This is a genomic window from Streptomyces sp. NPDC027185 (assembly GCF_055567035.1).
This window is the reverse complement of record NZ_JBVHRF010000003.1, coordinates 303,667-319,175: the sequence shown is the minus strand read 5'-3', so window position 1 is coordinate 319,175 and position 15,509 is coordinate 303,667. Positions and strand designations below refer to the sequence as shown.

Here is a 15,509-nt window from a genome sequence, read left to right as displayed (position 1 = left end):
GCCGCCCCGGCGGGTTCAGCGCTCCGCGGCGGCACCCGGCCCGCCGAAGTCCGGGCTCGCGAAGTCCGGGCTCGCGAAGTCGGGACTGGCGAAATCGGGGGCGCTGAAGCCGGGTCCCGGGCGTTTGCGGGCCGGCGGCACGACCACCTCGGGCTCCCGCGCCGCGTCTCCCAGCCGGGCCCGCAGGAAGGGCAGCAGACCGCGGGTGACCAGCGCCTCCCGGTAGACGGTCAGGGCACTGTCCGCCTCGGTCTGCGCCGTCGTACGGCCGCTCGCCGAGGGCCGGTTGCGGGCCGCGGCCACCAGGACCCACAGCAGACCGCAGAGCGCCGCCACCGCCGCGACCCCGGCGGCGATCTCGCCCGCCACGATCAGTTCGTCGGCCAGCGGGCTCTGGAGTCCCACCGCGCGCAGCCCGAAGCCGAGCAGCAGGAAGATGGCGGCGGCGACCGCCGCGAGTCCCGGTACGAGCACCCCGAGGGCGGGCAGCACCCCGCCGGTGGCGCGGGTCAGCGGCCGGACCGGCGGCCGGGCCGCGGCGCGGGCGACGGCGAACCGGTGGTAGGCGCGGTACTCCTCCTCCGCGGCGGCGGCGATGACGGTCACCGAGCGCAGCGCCTCGGTCCGCAGCTGCCCCACGCCGGGGTCGCCGTCCGCGCGGCGCAGCGCCTCCGCGATCTCCCGGGTGGCCAGGGCGCGCTCCACGAGCTGCGGGAAGTCCGCCTCGTCGGGTGGCCGGAACGCGTTCTTCGGCATGTGAACCCCCGTGGTCGACGTGGTCGGAAGGGCGGTGCGGGCACGCTCGTCAGCCATCGCCGGTCCCCCGGCCGGTGACGGGCACGGCCGCCGGGGCGGAGCCGCCGGCCCCCGCCGCGCGGGCGGCACCCGGCGCGGGCAACGGCTGCGCGGCGGACGCGGCGGGGCCGCCGGTTCCGGGGGCCGGGGCGGCGGGCGCCGGGGCGCCGGCCCCGGAAGCGGGTGCCTGGGCGGCGGGCGCCGGACCGGCCGTGGCGTCCGGGGTGTGGAAGGTGGCGTAGGGGGCGGGCTCCGCGGGCGGGGGTCCGGCGCCGGTGTCGTCGCGCTTCATCGCCTTGGTCTCACTCTTGAGGATCCGCAGGGATTTACCCAACGCCCGTGCGGTGTCGGGGAGTTTGCGGGAGCCGAAGAGCAGGATCACCACGAGTCCCACGATCAGCAGGTGCCAGGGCTCCAGTCCGTTGCGCAGCATCGCCGCCGCCTCTCGGATTGCCGGTCGCCGGTGGTACACCGGCATTTACTTGCTACATTGCGCAACTATACAACTCTGGGCGGGGGGTGAACCGCCTTTCCCGCAGGAGAAATCCGGGCAATTGAGGGTGCACACGTGACAGGCAGCCATTCGGCACGCGACGGACGCCGCAACGGGGACAACGCCGCCCGGGGGCGGCGCAGGCGCAGGCGCAGCAAGGCCCGGATAGCCGGGGTGACCACCGCCTCCTTCGTGTCCTGCTGGCCGCCGGAGCCGGCTGGATCTACCACCGGCTCGACGGCAACATCACCACGTTCGGCGCCGACGGCGTCAGCCGCGACCGCCCCGCCCCCGCCACCGGCGGCAGCAACGTCCTCGTCATCGGCTCCGACTCCCGCTCGGGCAAGAACAGCGAACTGGGCGGCGGCGAGGGCGACGTGGGCCGCTCCGACACCGCGTTCCTGCTGCACATCTACGGCGACCACAAGCACGCCCTCGCCGTGTCCATCCCCCGCGACGCCCTCGTCGACATCCCGCCCTGCAGACTCCCGGACGGTTCCTGGACCCAGGAGCGCACCCACACGATGTTCAACTCCGCGTTCACCGTCGGCGAGACGCCCCAGGGCAACCCCGCCTGCACCCAGAACACCGTCGAGAAGCTGACCGGCGTCCGCGTCGACCACACCGTCGTCGTCGACTTCAACGGCTTCGCGAAGATGACCGAAGCCGTCGGCGGCGTCCCCGTCTGCCTCCCGCAGGACGTCTACCAGGGCGACCTCAACCCCAAGCGCGGCTCCCGCGGTGAACGGATCTTCGCCAAGGGCCCGCAGACCGTCGAGGGGCGCCAGGCACTCGACTACGTACGGCTGCGGCACGGCATCGGTGACGGCTCCGACATCGGCCGCATCAAACGCCAGCAGGCGTTCGTCTCCGGGCTGATACGCAAGATCAAGGAGCAGGGCTTCAACCCCACCACGCTCCTGCCGCTCGCCACCGCGGCCACCGAATCCCTCACCGTCGACCCGGAGTTGGGCAGCCCCCGGAAACTCCTGTCGTTCGCGATGTCCCTCAAGGACATCGATCTGCACAACACCGCGTTCGTCACCGTCCCCTGGCGCTACCAGGGCGCGCGGGTCGCGATCGTGCACCCCGCCGCCGACGCCCTCTGGGCGTCCCTGCGCGCCGACCGCACCCTCGACGGCAAGGACGCCGCCGGCAGCGGCGGCCCGGAGAAGAAGCCCACCGCGCCCGCCTCCGAGCCCCCCGTCTCCGGCACCGGCATCCGCGTCACCGTCCTCAACGGCACCCACACCACCGGACTGGGCGCCCGGGTCGGCGACACCCTGCGGGACGCGGGCTTCACCGTCGTCGCCACCAGCACCGCGCCGTCCCAGGACCACACCGCCACACGGGTCTCCTACGGCCCCGGCGAGGAGGACCGGGCCCGCACCACCGCCCGGCTCTTCCCCGGCGCGGAACTCCACCGGGAACAGGCCCCCGGCATCACGGTGACCGTCGGCAGCTCGTACTCCGGGCGGCCCTCCCCCGGCACCACCACCGCGCCGCCCGCGGACGGCGAGGTGCCCCCGGAGGTCGCCGACGACGCCCGCACCGCCGACGACGACGCCTGCGCCAAGCTGTCGTACGGCTGACCGGGCACACCGGCCGGACCGGGTCCGGCCGGTCAGCGGGTGCCGGGCAGGTACCGCCGCCGCGCCGCGACGAGCGCCGTCCCGTACAGGGCGAGGACGGCGGCGAGCAGCGCGTAGTACAGCGGCGGCGGTGCGGCCAGGCCCAGCGGCGGGCCCAGCGGGGAGAGCGGCAGCAGCAGACCGATGACGGCGAGGGCCGCCGCGGCACACGGGAGAGGCCCCGGGCGGCCCCGCACCATGAGGTGACCGGCGCGCAGCACCAGCATCACCAGCGCCTGGGTGAAGAGGTTCTCGGTGAACCACGCGGCGTGGAACACCTCCTCCCCGCCGGCGCCCGCGGTGTGCAGGGCCACCGCGAGGGCCGCGAACGTCGCCACGTCCGCCGCGGCGTTGATCAGCCCGAACACCGTGATGAACCGCAGGAACGCACGCGGCCGCAGCGCCGCGGGAGCGCGCAGCACCGCCTCGCCCGGCCGGTCCAGCGCGAAGGCCAGCTGAGCGGCGTCGAAGCAGAGGTTCTGCACCAGGACCTGCACGGGCAGCATCGGCAGGAACGACAGCAGCAGCCCGGCGCCGAGCATCGCGAGGACGTTGCCGAGGTTGGACGAGAGCGTGATGCGCAGATACGCGGCGAGCGAGCCGCTGCTGTACCGCCCGGCGGCGACCGCCCGGCCGATGGCGGTGAGGTCCTTCTCCGCCAGCACCACATCGGCGCCCTCCCGCGCCACCGTCACCGCGCCGCGCGGGGTGATGCCGACATCGGCGGCGTGCAGCGCGGGCACGTCGTTGACCCCGTCGCCGAGGAACCCGGTGACCTGCCCGGCCCCGCGCAGCGCGGCGACGATCCGGGCCTTGTCGGCGGGGGTGCAGCGGGCCACGACGGTGGCGTCGCCGACGGCCGCGGCGAGCGCCGGTCCGTCCAGCTCCGCCAGCGCCCCGGCGGTCAGCACCTCCCCGGGGTCGAGGCCCAGGTCCCGGCAGGCGCGGGCGGCGGTGCCCGGGTGGTCGCCGGTGAGGATCTTGACGCGGACGCCGCGCCGCGCCAGGACGTCCAGCGCGTCGGCCGCCGACGGGGCGAGCGCGTCCCGCAGCGCGACGAAACCGAGGAAGGTCAGCCCCCGCAGATCGTCCGCCCGCCACTCACCGGTGCGCGCGGGCCGGTCCGCGACGGCGACCGCGAGCAGCCGCAGCCCGGCGTCCGTCTCCCGCGCCACCCTCTCCAGCAGCCGCGCCCGTCCGGCGTCGTCCAGCGCGGTGTCGCTCCCGTCGTCGCGCACCCGGGCGCAGCGGGCGAGGACGTCCTCGGCCGCGCCCTTGACGACGAGGGTGTGGGTGCCGAGCGCGCCGGGGCGGCGGACGACGGCGGCGGCCAGGCGCCGCACCGGGTCGAAGGGGAGCGCCGCGACACCGTCGTGGGCGAGCGGATCGGCACCCGCCTCGTCCGCGGCGGCGAGGACGGCCTCGTCGAGGGTGTCCGGGGCGGGCAGCTCGGCCAGTTCGAGGGTCCAGAAACCGGCGACGGCGGCCCAGCGCAGCACGCCCGGATCGGGGCGGCCCCGGGCGTCCACGGCGTGTTCGACCAGCGGCCGGTCCTGGGTGAGGGTGCCGGTCTTGTCGAGGCAGAGCACCTGCATCGCGCCGAGGTCGTGGAGGGCGGGCAGCCGTTTGACGATCACACCGCCGGTGCGGGCGAGCCGCGCGGCGCCGCGCGCCAGCGTCGCGGTGACCACCACCGGCAGCATCTCCGGGGTCAGTCCCACGGCGACGGCCACCGCGAACGGCAGCGTCTCCAGCCCCCGCCCGCGCACCGCCGCGTTCGCCATCAGCACCAGGGGCGGGGTCAGCAGCATGAAGCGGATCAGCGTCCAGGCGATGCCGTGGACGGAGCGGTCGAACGCCGTCTCACCGCGGCGCCGCCCGAAGGCGCGGTACGCGGCGGCGAAGCGGGTGTCCGCGCCGGTGGCGACGACCAGCCCGGTGCCGCTGCCGGTGGCGACGCTGCTGCCCTGGAAGCACAGGTGCGGCGGGTCGGCGTCACCGTCGCCCCGCGGATCGTCCACGGCGTGCTTGGCCACCGGGGCGGACTCGCCGGTCAGCGCCGCCTGGTGGACGCTCAGCCCGTTCGCCCGCAGCAGCCGCAGGTCGGCGGGGACCAGATCGCCCGGCCCCAGCCGCACCACATCGCCGACGACCAGCTCCTCGACGGGGATCTCCCGCACCCGGGGCGGGGCGTCACCGTCGGGGCGGCGCTGCACCGCCGCCGTGGTCGCGACCATCTCCCGCAGCGCCGCCATCGCCCGCCCGGCGTGCGCCTCGCCGGCCGAGCGCAGCACACAGCTGACGACGACCAACGCCGTGATCACACAGGCGGTGCCCCAGGACGACACCGCCGCCGAGACCAGGCCGAGGCAGAGCAGGACGGCGGTGAACGGATCGCGCAGACTACGCAGGAACCGCCGCGCCCAGGACGGGGTGTACCAGGCGGGGACGGTGTTCTCCCCATCGCGTACGAGCCGCTCGTCGGCCTCGCGCTCGGTGAGGCCGCGCGGTCCGCTGGCCAGGCGGCGCATCAGCTGGAGCGGGGTGAGGGCGGCGTCCGGGGCGGTGCCGCCGGGCGCCTGCCGGGGGCCGGGCGGGTGGCCGGTGCCCGGTGCCGCTTCGGTCTCAGCCACCGAAGCGGCGGGCGCCGGACGCGTGCTGCCCGCCGCGGTCGGCGAGCCGTCCGACGAGGAGCCGGACGACGGCCACCACATCGGGGTCGTCGACGAGATAGACCACCCGGCGGCCCTCGCGGCGCGAGCGGACCAGACCGGCGAGCTTCAGTTTCGACAGGTGCTGGCTGACGGCGGGCAGCGCGCCGCCGACGCGTTCGGCGAGTCCGCTGACGTCGCTCTCGCCCTGGGTCAGCGCCCAGACAAGATGCAGCCGCGGCGGCGAGGCCAGCAGTCCGAACATCCCGGCCGCCTCCGCCAGCACCTCGGCGGACGGATCCGCCCCGCCACCCTCGATGGCCCTTGCCACTGCCGTCTCCGTCCCCCTGGGCGTATGCCTCGTACCGGGGGTCAGTCTAGAGCGGCCGGGCGGGGGCCGGTCCGGCGGTGGCACGCCGGTCCCGCGCGGTGACGGCTTCCGGCCGGGGGGCGGTCCCCGATCCGTGCGGCGGCCGGGGGCGAAGGCGCCGGGCGGGCCGCGGTGGGCGGCCGGGGGCGGACATGGTGAGGCCCCGCGCACGGGGGATGACGCGGGGCCTCACTGGGGATAACGGGGCGGAGGGCGTCCGGGTTCCCTTTCCGCGGGAAAAAGCCGGGAGAAATTTTCCGGCGCTCACGCCTCGCCCTCGACGAGGCGCTCCAGCATGTGCTGGAAGTCGCCGTCCACGACCACCCGCAGCCCGGCGCCGTCCGGCTCGCTGAGCGGGGTCATCACACCGCGGCGCCACCAGAAGACGTTGGGGCTGATCGCGCCCGCCGCGTCCTCGTGTCCGGCGGCGGCGAACTCGGCCATCGCCTGGAGCGCCGGGATGACCTGCGCGTCGCGGATGCGGTGGAAGCCGAGTTGGTGACGGAAGGGCATCGCGACGAGCGCGCCGTCGGCGGTGAGCGGGGTGCCCGTGATCCGTTCGACCAGTTCGCCGAGGACCAGGACCCGGCTGGCGGTGAAGAACGAGTCGCCGAAGAGCACCTCGAAGGAGGCGCCGTCCGGGCGGCGCACCGTCTCGTGTCCCTCGACCGGCAGGGCGCGCAGATTGTTCATGGCGCGGATGCGCAGTTCGGCGATGTCGCCGACGTCCAGCAGGGAGTCCTCGCTGAGCATCTGGACCGCGTCGGGCAGGTCGAGCGCCAGCACCTCCCGCAGCCCCTCGGCGGGCTCGCGGCCGTAGCGGAACGCGTCGGAGGCGGGCAGGGTCTCCTCCGCGACGACGCGGGGGTAGAGGCAGGCGCGGATCTCGTCGGCGGAGAGGATCTCCAGCGGCTGCGGGCCGTCCATGGTGCGCAGCACCTTGCCGACGTGGTCGCGGACGAGGCCGGGCCAGCTGCGTTCGCCGCGGCGGTCGCGGTGGCAGACGGCGGCGAGGTTGCCGAGGCCGAAGCGGCGGCCGCCGGAGTCGGTGACGACGCCCGCGTAGACCGTGACCTCCAGGCCCCGCTCGGCGAAGGCCTGGCGGACCTGGGAGCGGAAGACGCCGCCCTCTCTGTCCGAGAAGAAGGAGAACTCCCCGTCGCGTGGCGCGTCACGGGAATCCCGCTTCGGTCCTCGGCGGAACAGGCCCATCTCGTCCTCCCGGCGACGGCCACGTACGACGGCCACGAAAGGCCGATCGTATCGGGTGTGCCGGGGCGGTGTTCACCGCGTGGTGCGGGCGGCGCCCGGACGACCGGACCGGAAGCGGAACCGGCCGCCCGGGGTGGACGCGGTGCCGGTCAGCCGCCGATGTTGACGTCGATGCAGGCGTAGAAGGCGTTCGCGGTGTCGGCGATGTTCCAGACCGCGAGGACCTTCTGCTTGCCGGAGATGCCACCGAAGTTCACCTGGTGGGTGACGGTCGCGCCGGGCTGGGCGCCGTGGTCGTCGAACTCGGCGACCTTGTTGCTGCCGACGAAGTACTGCCAGGTGCTGGTGGCGTGACGGGCCTCCAGCTTCCAGCTGAAGCTGGCGGTGCTGGAGACGGGGGTGACCTTCCAGCCCTTGGAGTCGTCGTCGAGGTCGGCCCACCGCTCGTCGCCGCCGCTGCAGCTGGTCAGCCCCTTCGGGCCCTCGACGCTCTGCGGCTCCCACTTGATGGGTCCGCACTTGACGGTGCCGGCCGCGCACTGGGCCTGGCGGCTGGGCGGGTTGGAGATGTAGCCGTGGGCACTGGCGGGGCCCGCGGGGATGGTGACGACGAGCAGCGGGGCGATGGCCGCGCCGATGCCCATGGCCAGCCTGCGTTTCCGGTTCATGGCATACCTTTCGCGGAGGAGGCCACCGCGGAAGTGATCGGGACGCGGCGCCGCCTGGCACGCACGCCCCCGGGCAGCCTCGGGAGTGGGGGTGAATGACGCGAAGGTGGTGCACCGGTGGCCGGGCGGCGGCCCGCGTCCGGTGCCGACACCGGAGGCGCGCTTTCGACCCGCCCACCAATTGGTCTGGACTTTACCTGTTGTCCGCGCACGGTCAAGAGGTCGGGATGGTTCCGGGGCGCGGGCGGGACATCTGAACAGGGGACTGGTCCGACTCGTCCGCCCACTGCGAAAGTGGCCACGGAACAGGCAACTGCCGGCAGAAACCGGCACGTGAGAGGGCGGGCAGATGCAACAGGGCGGTCAGACGTCAGGCTTCAAGGTCACTCCGGAGATGGTCGCCCAGGCCGCGACCTCGTGTGACAACACGGCGGCCGATGTCGAGATCAAGCTCCAGAACCTCAAGTCGTACGTCATCCAGCTGGAAGAATCCTGGCAGGGCATCGCCCACGACACCTTCCAGATCTACATGGCCGAGTACGACACGTACGCACAGATGCTGCACAACGCCCTGACCGACATCGCCTCGGGTCTGCGCGGCAACGAGGTCAACTACCGGGAGTCCGAGCAGGACAACCTGAACCGGATCAGGGACCTCCAGGGCCAGCTGCCCCCGGCCCGGATCTGACCGCCGAACCGCCGACTTACATCCGAGGAGCGTCGTGGGAAACATCGAGGGATCGTCCATCCTGGTCCGCCAGGAACTGGAGATGGCAGGCAAGCACATCAACGACCTGTCGGAGCAGATCTCGGAGGAGCTGCGCCAGCTGATCGTCCAGCTGGAGCCGATCGCGGAGACCTGGTCCGGTCAGGCAGAGGCGTACTACCAGGGACTGCAGGCGGAGTGGAACTTCGCCGCCGAGGGTCTATTCGGACCGAAGGGTGTGCTCGGCCAGATCGCCCTGGCGATGAACGTCAACTGGGCGAACTACTCCGAGGCCGAGTGGGCCAACATCCGCACCTGGCGGAACAGCGCGGGCGGCTGAGCCTCCCGTTCACCGCCGCTCCCGGAGCGGCGCCGCACCACGCACCGAGCACGCACGAGAGGGACTGACAGCACCCGATGGCCGATGAGCGCTGCCGGATCACGGTCGTGGGCGAGCACAGGCAGGTGGACCTCGCGGTCCCGGCCCGTGCTCCCATCGCCGAGTACATCGATGACCTGGCCCGCCTGTGCGAGCTGGAGGAGAACGAGCTGATGCCCGCCGCGTGGTCGCTGGCGACGGGCACCGGCGGGGCCATCGCGCCCGAACACAGCCTCGCCGACCTCGGCATGGCGGACGGTCAGCTCCTGTACCTGCGCGACGTGGTCGCCGACGAGTTCGACGAACCCGTCGTGCTGGACGTCGCCGAGCAGGTCTCCGAGGTCTCCGAGCAGGCCCTGGAGCGGCGCTGGGACGCCCGGTCGCGGACCGTGACGGTGCTGGCCTGCGGTCTGGTCTGGTGGCTGGCCGCACTGGTGCTGGTCGCGGTGGCCGAGCCGGTCGAGGCCGCGGTCACCGGCACCGCCGCCGCCGCGCTGGGGCTGCTGCTGCCGGGGCTGTCCTGGCTGGCGACGGAGCGGCGCTGGTCCGTTCCGGGCTCGGTCCGGCTGGCGCTGGCGCTGAGCGCGATCCCGTGTCTGGCGGTCGCGTCGTGGACGCTGGTGGCTCTGGAGACCGCGCCGTCCGCCGCGCTCACGGCGAACGGGACGACCGCGCTGTGCGTGGCGGGCGGGGTGCTCGTGGGCGCCGTGCTGGCCGCCGTCGCCTCGATGGGCGTGACCACCACGGCGGTGCTCCTCGGGGCACTGATCGGCACGGTGGTGACCGGTCTGCTGGCGCTATTGAAGGCCGACACCGCGCAGTGCGCCGCGGTGGTCGCCGTCGTCGCGTTCGGGCTGCTGCTGATCGCCCCGGCGACGGCCGGGCGGGTGGCCGCGTTCGGCTACCGGCGCCAGGGCGGTTCGACTCCGGAGGGCGCGGAGCTCCAGACCGCGGTGAAGACCGCGATGCTGCTGCTGGCGCTGTGGGGCGGGGTGCTGTCGCTGGCGTGCGCCGTCGCGCTGGTGCTGCTCGCCACCGACGAGACGTCGCCGTTCACCGCGGCGATCACCGCCTGCATCGGGCTGGGTCTGCTGCTGCGGGCCGGTGCCGCGAAGGTCGTGGTCGAGGTGGCGCCGGTCGGTGTCGCCGGTGCGATCGGGCTGTTCACGCTGCTGCTGGCCGGGCCGGCGCAGCTGGATCTGCCGGGCTGGAGCGGTCCGGCCGCCGCGCTGGCCGTCGGCGCGGTGCTGGTCCTGTACGGCTTCCGGCGTCTGATGCGCCCGGAGCTGCCCTCGATGCGGCGCCCCGTCTGGTTCGGCGGACTCGGTGCGGTGCTGGGTGCCTTCGCCATTCCCCTCACCGTCGCCGCCTTCGGCGTCTTCGACCAGCTCATGGGCGTCGGCCGGAATCTGTGAGGGACGACGTGCGGGCGACGGAGGGTTACCGGCCGGGGCCGGCGGCGGACTGCGCGGTGGTGGGTGCGCGGTCCGCCGGCCAGGCGTCGGTGGTGACCGCCGCCGTCCGGCGTCACAGCGGTGCGCCGGGAGTGCCGTCCGGTGCCGGGTCCTCGGCGTCCGGTACGGCGGGTGCCGCGGTGGTGCCGTCAGTTCTTGCCGAGCAGCAGGGAGCGGGAGCGGCTGGCCATCGGGCCGCGCGGCGCCCGGCCCGCCGCGGGCAGCGGCGCACCTTCACCGCCGGCCGCCGCGGGGTCGCGCAGCAGGCCGAGTTCGATGGCGGTGCGGGTGAGGTCGGCCTTGTTGCCGACGTTGAGCTTGGTGCGGATGCGCTTGACGTAGGTGCTGACCGTGGCTTCGGTCAGACCCATCCGGCGGCCTATCTGGCTGTGGGTCAGGCCCTCGGCGAGCAGCCGGAGCGCCTCCAGTTCGCGGCGGGCGAGCGAGCGCGGTTCGGCGCCGCCGGGCTGCTGGAGTTCGGACTGCAGCCGCGGCACGAGCGTCGAGGAGAGGTGGAAGCCGCCGAGGACGACGGTGTCGACGGCGCGCAGCAGCTCCTCGTCGTCCACCCGTCCGGTGACGCAGCCCAGGACTCCGGCGCGGACGGCCTCCAGGACGCGGTAGGGGCGGTTGAAGTCCGAGACCAGGAGCACCGGGGCGCAGGCGACGAGCCGGGCCAGGGTCTGGCCGGGGAGTTCGGCCTCGGTGGCGCAGTCGTGCACGGGCGGGCCGTACAGGATGGCGTCGGGGGCCGGGGCGCCGAAGGGGAAATCCTGCACGCGTTCCACCGCGGCCACCACTTCGAGCCGCGGGCTCTGGGAGAGCACCCTCTCCAGCCCGTGCCGGACCAGGTTCTGATGCTCGATAATGGCAATTCGCGCACTATTGGACATGCGTATTCCCGTCCTCAGGTCTTTGCGTCACACTCAGATCCCCCTGCACAGCACACTATCCGGGCAGCGAGTCGATGCCGTTTCAATGTACCGGACAAAATCAACAGTGCACGGACTGTTGCGCGATCCGTAACGGAACCGAAGCACCGCAGGTCAGGACGGCCACCCGACAGCAGACTCCCCACAGACGCACCGGGGACGGATCTCTTGCCACTTTAGTTCCCGCCAGCAGGTCACGATTGCATAATGTTTCACCACGGCCGGGTAATAAATCCGTGTGACACCGCGAGACAAATCACTCAAGCTGAATTGAATTTTCCCCGCCGACATTTCCCGTTTACCTCCCGGCGGTATTCTGTGCCGCCTGTCCCTTACGGCAAGACAATTGGAGAGTACGTACGTGGCTGACCAGGAGAAGCCCGCGCAGCCCGCTGCCGAGGCACCCGGCCGCCTGCCGGAGGAGGACCGGCACGGTTTCGTCTCCGCGTTCGTGGGCGGCGTCCGCCCCGAGGGCGAGCAGGGCAAGCCCGGCAAGCGGCTGGTGGCGATCGGTATCGCGGTCGTCGCCGCACTGAGTCTCGGTGCCCTCGCCATCGGCGCGCTCAGCAGCTCGGGCGACAAGAAGAACCAGGCCGACAAGGTGGCCCCGGCCGGTGCCACCGCCAAGGCGGACCACCGCCAGGACGGCAAGGCGTCCCCCGGCGGCCCCGGCTCCACCACGGGCGGCACCGGCGGGCAGCAGCAGACCCTGCCGGACGGCCAGCGGATCATCCCCGCCGAGGACAACCCCACGTCGGGCTCGACGCACACCCCGCCGTCGCCCACCGCCACCACCAAGGACGAGAGCGGCAAAACCGTCTCCCGTACCTCCGCCCAGACCTTCACCGCGCTCGCCGGCTACGGCTGCCCGTCCGGCCCGGAAGCCAAGATCTGGACGAAGGACCCCAACTTCAGCAAGGACGCGGGCTGGCTGAAGTCCTCCAGCGGCGGTTACACCGGTTCCGGCTGCAACGGCCAGTACCTGTCCATCCCCATGTCCGGCTCGTCGACGAAGTACGACGCGACGCAGTACGTGCTGTGGAAGTTCGACTACCGCGCCAAGATCAAGGGCGCGGCCTCCTGCCGGCTCGCGGTCTTCGTGCCGGGCAACTCGGACATCCGTCACGTCGGCGGCAAGCCCGCCAAGTACGCGGTCTACGCGTCGGACCACAGCGGCGGTGACGCCGCCGGCAGCTTCGACGTCGATCAGGTCAACAACCGCGGCAAGTGGCTGGCCCGTGGCCCGTTCAAGGTCAACGGCGGCTTCGTGACCGTCAAGATGTTCAACACCGGCATCGACTACACGTCGTCCACCAAGGACGCGCACGACGCTGCCGGGCCGGTCCAGCTCAGCTGCACAGCGGCATGATCGGGCGGTCCGGCGGCGCGGCCGCACTTCGCGTCGGAGCCCGGGGCTGGGGCGGGCACCGCACCATCGGCGCGGCGTTGCGCGCCGCTGGACCGGGCACCGTGGTGTCGGTCCAACCCGGCACGTACACCGAGAACATCACCCTGGAACGGGACATCACCCTCGTCGCCGAACAGGGCGCCGGAACGGTCCGCCTGGTGTCCCCCCGCGGCCCGGCGCTGACCGTCCTCGGCGGCACCGGGGAGGTCCGCGGACTCACCGTCCAGGGCATCGACCCCGAGCAGCCCGCCGTCGCCGTGAGCGGCGGCACCGCCGTCCTCGACGGCTGCGAGATCACCGGCGGCCGGGTGGAGGTCTCCGGCACCGCCGCGCCGACGCTGCGCGACTGCACGGTGCAGGGCGCGGGCGGGCCCGCCGTCCGTCTGGGCGGCGACAGCCGGGCGACCCTGGAGCGGGTCACCGTCACCGACACCCGCGGCACCGCGCTGCTGGTGGAGCACGGCGCGGACGCGACCGTCACCGGGCTGGCCGTCAACACCGCGACCGGGCACGGCGTCCAGGTCCGCGGGCCGGCCACCGCCACCTTCACCGACTGCGAGATCACCAGGACCACCGCGGCGGCGCTCGCCGTCGAGGACGACGCCCGGCCGGTGCTCCGTTCCTGCCGGCTGACCGACGCCACCGCCCAGGGCGTCCTGGTCACCTCCGCCGCCACCGGCCCGACGCCGGTCCCCGTACCGGACGACGCCGACGCGGGCAGCGGCCCGGAGGGCGACGCCGGGGCGTCCGGGAACACCGCGGGCGTCCTGCTGCACGACTGCGAGATCGCCCGCAGCGGCACCGCGGGCGTACAGGCCGCGGGCCCGGTGCTGCTGACGCTGCGGTCCTGCCGGATCGACGAGTCCGGGGGCGTCGGCGTGCTCGCCGCCCAGGGCGCGGTGTTGCGGCTGGACGCCACCACCGTCGGCGACTCCGCCGACAGCGGGCTGGCGGCCGGCGGCACCGCGCAGGTCGAGATGCGCGGCGGCGCGCTCGTCCGCTCCCGCGCCAACGGCGTCTTCGCCACCGACGAGGCGCAGCTGACGCTCCTGGACTGCGCGGTCACCGACAGCGCCTTCACCGCCCTGCACCTGGCGGGCTCCGCCCGTGCCACGGTCCGCGACGGAGAGCTGCGCGGCACTCCGCAGCACGGCGCGCGGGTCACCGAACGCGCCCTGCTGACACTGACCGGCACCCGCGTGGAGTCCGCCGAACTGTCCGGCATCGCGGTGGACGGCGGCGATCTGACCGCGCGCCGCTGCCGGGTGACGGACGCCGGGACGGGCGTCAGCCTGACCTCCGCGCACCGTCCGCTCCTCGACAACTGCGAGATCGCCGACTGCGGCACCGGTCTGGAGGTGACCGCGGACACCGGCGCGCTGGTGGCGGACACCCGGGTGCGCGGCAGCCGTTCGGCCGGGGTGTTCCTCGGCGAGCGCTCCACCGCCTGGCTCGACAGCTGCGAGATCACCGACAGCAAGGGCAGCGCCCTGGTGCTGTGGAACGGCGCCCGGCCGCGGGTCAGCGGTGTCCGTATCGCCCGCTCCGCGAAGAACGGCGTGTATGTCGCCGACGGCGCGGCGGGGCTGCTGACCGACTGCGACATCTCGGCCACCGGCTTCCCGGCGCTCTACGTCGGCAAGGACGCCAAGCCGGTGGTGCGCCGCTGCGTGGTCCGCGACGCCGACGAGGACCTCAAGCTGGCGGACGGCGCGGACCCGGTCTTCGAGGACTGCCGGGTCGACGGGGTGAAGGACAGCACCCTGCCGGTCTCCGCGTCCGCCCCCGCCCCGGCCGGCCCCCGCGCCCTGACGGCGGGCGGCGCCCCCGGTGCCACCCCGCCCGCCGGTGCCGAGGTCACCGAGGCGTCCACCGAGTCGCTGGAGGACCTGCTGGCCGAACTCCGGTCGCTGATCGGCCTGGAGCGTGTCAAGCAGGACGTGGAGACGCTGGTCAAGCTGATGCAGCTGGTCCGGCGCCGTACCGAGGCGGGTCTGCCCCCGCCCCCGCTCAGCCGCCACCTGGTCTTCGCGGGCAACGCCGGTACGGGTAAGACGACCGTCGCCCGCCTCTACGGCCGCCTGCTGACCGCGCTGGGCCTGCTCTCCCGCGGCCATCTGGTCGAGGCGGACCGGGGCGCGCTGGTCGGCGAGTACGTCGGCCACACCGCGCCGAAGACCACCGCGGTCTTCCGGCAGGCGGTCGGCGGTGTCCTCTTCATCGACGAGGCGTACGCGCTGGTGCCGCACGGCCAGGGCAACGACTTCGGTCTGGAGGCCATCTCCACGCTGGTGAAGCTGATGGAGGACCACCGTGAGGACGTGGTGGTGATCGTGGCCGGCTACCCCGACGACATGGGCCGGTTCATCGACGCCAACCCCGGTCTCGCCTCCCGGTTCACCCGGACCCTGCTCTTCGACGACTACGACACCGACGAACTGGTCGGCATCGTGGCGCAGCAGGCCGAGCACCACCGCTACGAACTGGGCGAGGCCACGACGGAAGCGCTCGCCACGTACTTCGCGGGCGTCGAGCGCGACGACCGGTTCGGCAACGGCCGTACCGCCCGTCAGCTCTTCCAGCGGATGACGGAGCGCCACGCCGCGCGCCTCGCCGACACCGCCCTGCTCACCTCCGCCACCCCCGACGAGGCGGACCTCGAAGCGGAGACGAAGAACCTGGTGACGCTGTTGCCGGAGGACATCCCGCCGCTGCAGACGCTGTAGCGGCGGTACGGCGAAGGACAGGCCGCAGGCCGTACGGCGAAGGGCCGGGGCACCGTTCCGTGGGGAGCGGTGGCCCGGCCCTTC

The 15,509-nt window shown here is 73.6% G+C and carries 12 protein-coding genes and 1 pseudogene; 6 read left to right on the top strand and 7 right to left on the bottom strand.

Annotated elements, in window-relative coordinates:
• Nucleotides 1-15 precede the first annotated feature (15 nt).
• On the bottom strand, nucleotides 16-813 hold the full coding sequence (locus tag ACZ4M8_RS11610) for a hypothetical protein (protein ID WP_467605813.1): 798 nt from the start codon (nucleotides 811-813) through the stop codon (nucleotides 16-18).
• Nucleotides 806-1,228 carry a Sec-independent protein translocase subunit TatA gene (gene tatA, locus ACZ4M8_RS11605; RefSeq protein WP_467605810.1) on the bottom strand — a complete coding sequence of 141 codons (423 nt, stop codon included), beginning with the start codon at nucleotides 1,226-1,228 and terminating at the stop codon, nucleotides 806-808. Before tatA ends, ACZ4M8_RS11610 begins: the two co-directional genes overlap by 8 nt.
• A gap of 135 nt (nucleotides 1,229-1,363) precedes the next feature.
• Here tatA and ACZ4M8_RS11600 point away from each other — a divergent pair.
• Nucleotides 1,364-2,880, top strand: a pseudogene (locus ACZ4M8_RS11600) (LCP family protein).
• Between the two features lie 32 nt (nucleotides 2,881-2,912).
• Here the strand turns inward: ACZ4M8_RS11600 and mgtA are convergent.
• The 4 genes from mgtA to ACZ4M8_RS11580 form a co-directional block, all read right to left on the bottom strand.
• A complete protein-coding gene (mgtA, locus tag ACZ4M8_RS11595; protein WP_467605808.1) occupies nucleotides 2,913-5,552 on the bottom strand; it encodes a magnesium-translocating P-type ATPase in 2,640 nt (879 codons plus the stop codon).
• Nucleotides 5,545-5,835, bottom strand: coding sequence for an ArsR/SmtB family transcription factor (locus ACZ4M8_RS11590; RefSeq protein ID WP_391642655.1), 291 nt, complete (start codon nucleotides 5,833-5,835; stop codon nucleotides 5,545-5,547). Before ACZ4M8_RS11590 ends, mgtA begins: the two co-directional genes overlap by 8 nt.
• A 369-nt stretch (nucleotides 5,836-6,204) precedes the next feature.
• Entirely contained in the window at nucleotides 6,205-7,152 is a 948-nt protein-coding gene (locus ACZ4M8_RS11585; RefSeq protein ID WP_467606526.1) for a hypothetical protein, read from the bottom strand.
• Nucleotides 7,153-7,301: 149 nt separating this feature from the next.
• Nucleotides 7,302-7,820, bottom strand: coding sequence for a lytic polysaccharide monooxygenase auxiliary activity family 9 protein (locus ACZ4M8_RS11580; protein ID WP_467605806.1), 519 nt, complete (start codon nucleotides 7,818-7,820; stop codon nucleotides 7,302-7,304).
• Between the two features lie 349 nt (nucleotides 7,821-8,169).
• Here ACZ4M8_RS11580 and ACZ4M8_RS11575 point away from each other — a divergent pair, with 349 nt between their 5' ends.
• The 3 genes from ACZ4M8_RS11575 to ACZ4M8_RS11565 all read left to right on the top strand — a co-directional run bounded on the left by ACZ4M8_RS11575 (nucleotide 8,170) and on the right by ACZ4M8_RS11565 (nucleotide 10,320).
• Nucleotides 8,170-8,508 (top strand): WXG100 family type VII secretion target, encoded by a 339-nt coding sequence (locus ACZ4M8_RS11575; RefSeq protein WP_467605803.1) that lies wholly within the window; start codon nucleotides 8,170-8,172, stop codon nucleotides 8,506-8,508.
• Between the two features lie 34 nt (nucleotides 8,509-8,542).
• Complete coding sequence (locus ACZ4M8_RS11570; RefSeq protein ID WP_467605801.1) at nucleotides 8,543-8,866, top strand: WXG100 family type VII secretion target; 324 nt, start codon at nucleotides 8,543-8,545, stop codon at nucleotides 8,864-8,866.
• Nucleotides 8,867-8,943: 77 nt separating this feature from the next.
• Nucleotides 8,944-10,320, top strand: a complete 1,377-nt coding sequence (locus tag ACZ4M8_RS11565; protein ID WP_467605798.1) for an EsaB/YukD family protein — start codon at nucleotides 8,944-8,946, stop codon at nucleotides 10,318-10,320.
• 188 nt (nucleotides 10,321-10,508) lie between these two features.
• Here ACZ4M8_RS11565 and ACZ4M8_RS11560 read toward each other — a convergent pair whose 3' ends face one another.
• Nucleotides 10,509-11,252 carry a response regulator transcription factor gene (locus ACZ4M8_RS11560; protein WP_467605797.1) on the bottom strand — a complete coding sequence of 248 codons (744 nt, stop codon included), beginning with the start codon at nucleotides 11,250-11,252 and terminating at the stop codon, nucleotides 10,509-10,511.
• A gap of 400 nt (nucleotides 11,253-11,652) precedes the next feature.
• Between ACZ4M8_RS11560 and ACZ4M8_RS11555 the strand changes: the two genes are divergently transcribed.
• A complete protein-coding gene (locus ACZ4M8_RS11555) occupies nucleotides 11,653-12,660 on the top strand; it encodes a hypothetical protein (protein WP_467605795.1) in 1,008 nt (335 codons plus the stop codon).
• Nucleotides 12,661-12,761: 101 nt separating this feature from the next.
• Complete coding sequence (locus ACZ4M8_RS11550) at nucleotides 12,762-15,425, top strand: right-handed parallel beta-helix repeat-containing protein (protein ID WP_467605794.1); 2,664 nt, start codon at nucleotides 12,762-12,764, stop codon at nucleotides 15,423-15,425.
• The last annotated feature ends 84 nt before the right edge of the window (nucleotides 15,426-15,509 follow it).

What these genes read in the sequence shown, in the direction of transcription:
- tatA (WP_467605810.1), bottom strand. Translation starts at nt 1,228, where the DNA reads ATGCTGCGCAACGGACTGGAGCCCTGGCACCTGCTGATCGTGGGACTC.
- ACZ4M8_RS11585 (WP_467606526.1), bottom strand. Translation starts at nt 7,152, where the DNA reads ATGGGCCTGTTCCGCCGAGGACCGAAGCGGGATTCCCGTGACGCGCCA.
- ACZ4M8_RS11575 (WP_467605803.1), top strand. Translation starts at nt 8,170, where the DNA reads ATGCAACAGGGCGGTCAGACGTCAGGCTTCAAGGTCACTCCGGAGATG.
- ACZ4M8_RS11565 (WP_467605798.1), top strand. Translation starts at nt 8,944, where the DNA reads ATGGCCGATGAGCGCTGCCGGATCACGGTCGTGGGCGAGCACAGGCAG.
- ACZ4M8_RS11590 (WP_391642655.1), bottom strand. Translation starts at nt 5,835, where the DNA reads ATGTTCGGACTGCTGGCCTCGCCGCCGCGGCTGCATCTTGTCTGGGCG.
- ACZ4M8_RS11610 (WP_467605813.1), bottom strand. Translation starts at nt 813, where the DNA reads ATGGCTGACGAGCGTGCCCGCACCGCCCTTCCGACCACGTCGACCACG.
- ACZ4M8_RS11580 (WP_467605806.1), bottom strand. Translation starts at nt 7,820, where the DNA reads ATGAACCGGAAACGCAGGCTGGCCATGGGCATCGGCGCGGCCATCGCC.
- ACZ4M8_RS11560 (WP_467605797.1), bottom strand. Translation starts at nt 11,252, where the DNA reads ATGTCCAATAGTGCGCGAATTGCCATTATCGAGCATCAGAACCTGGTC.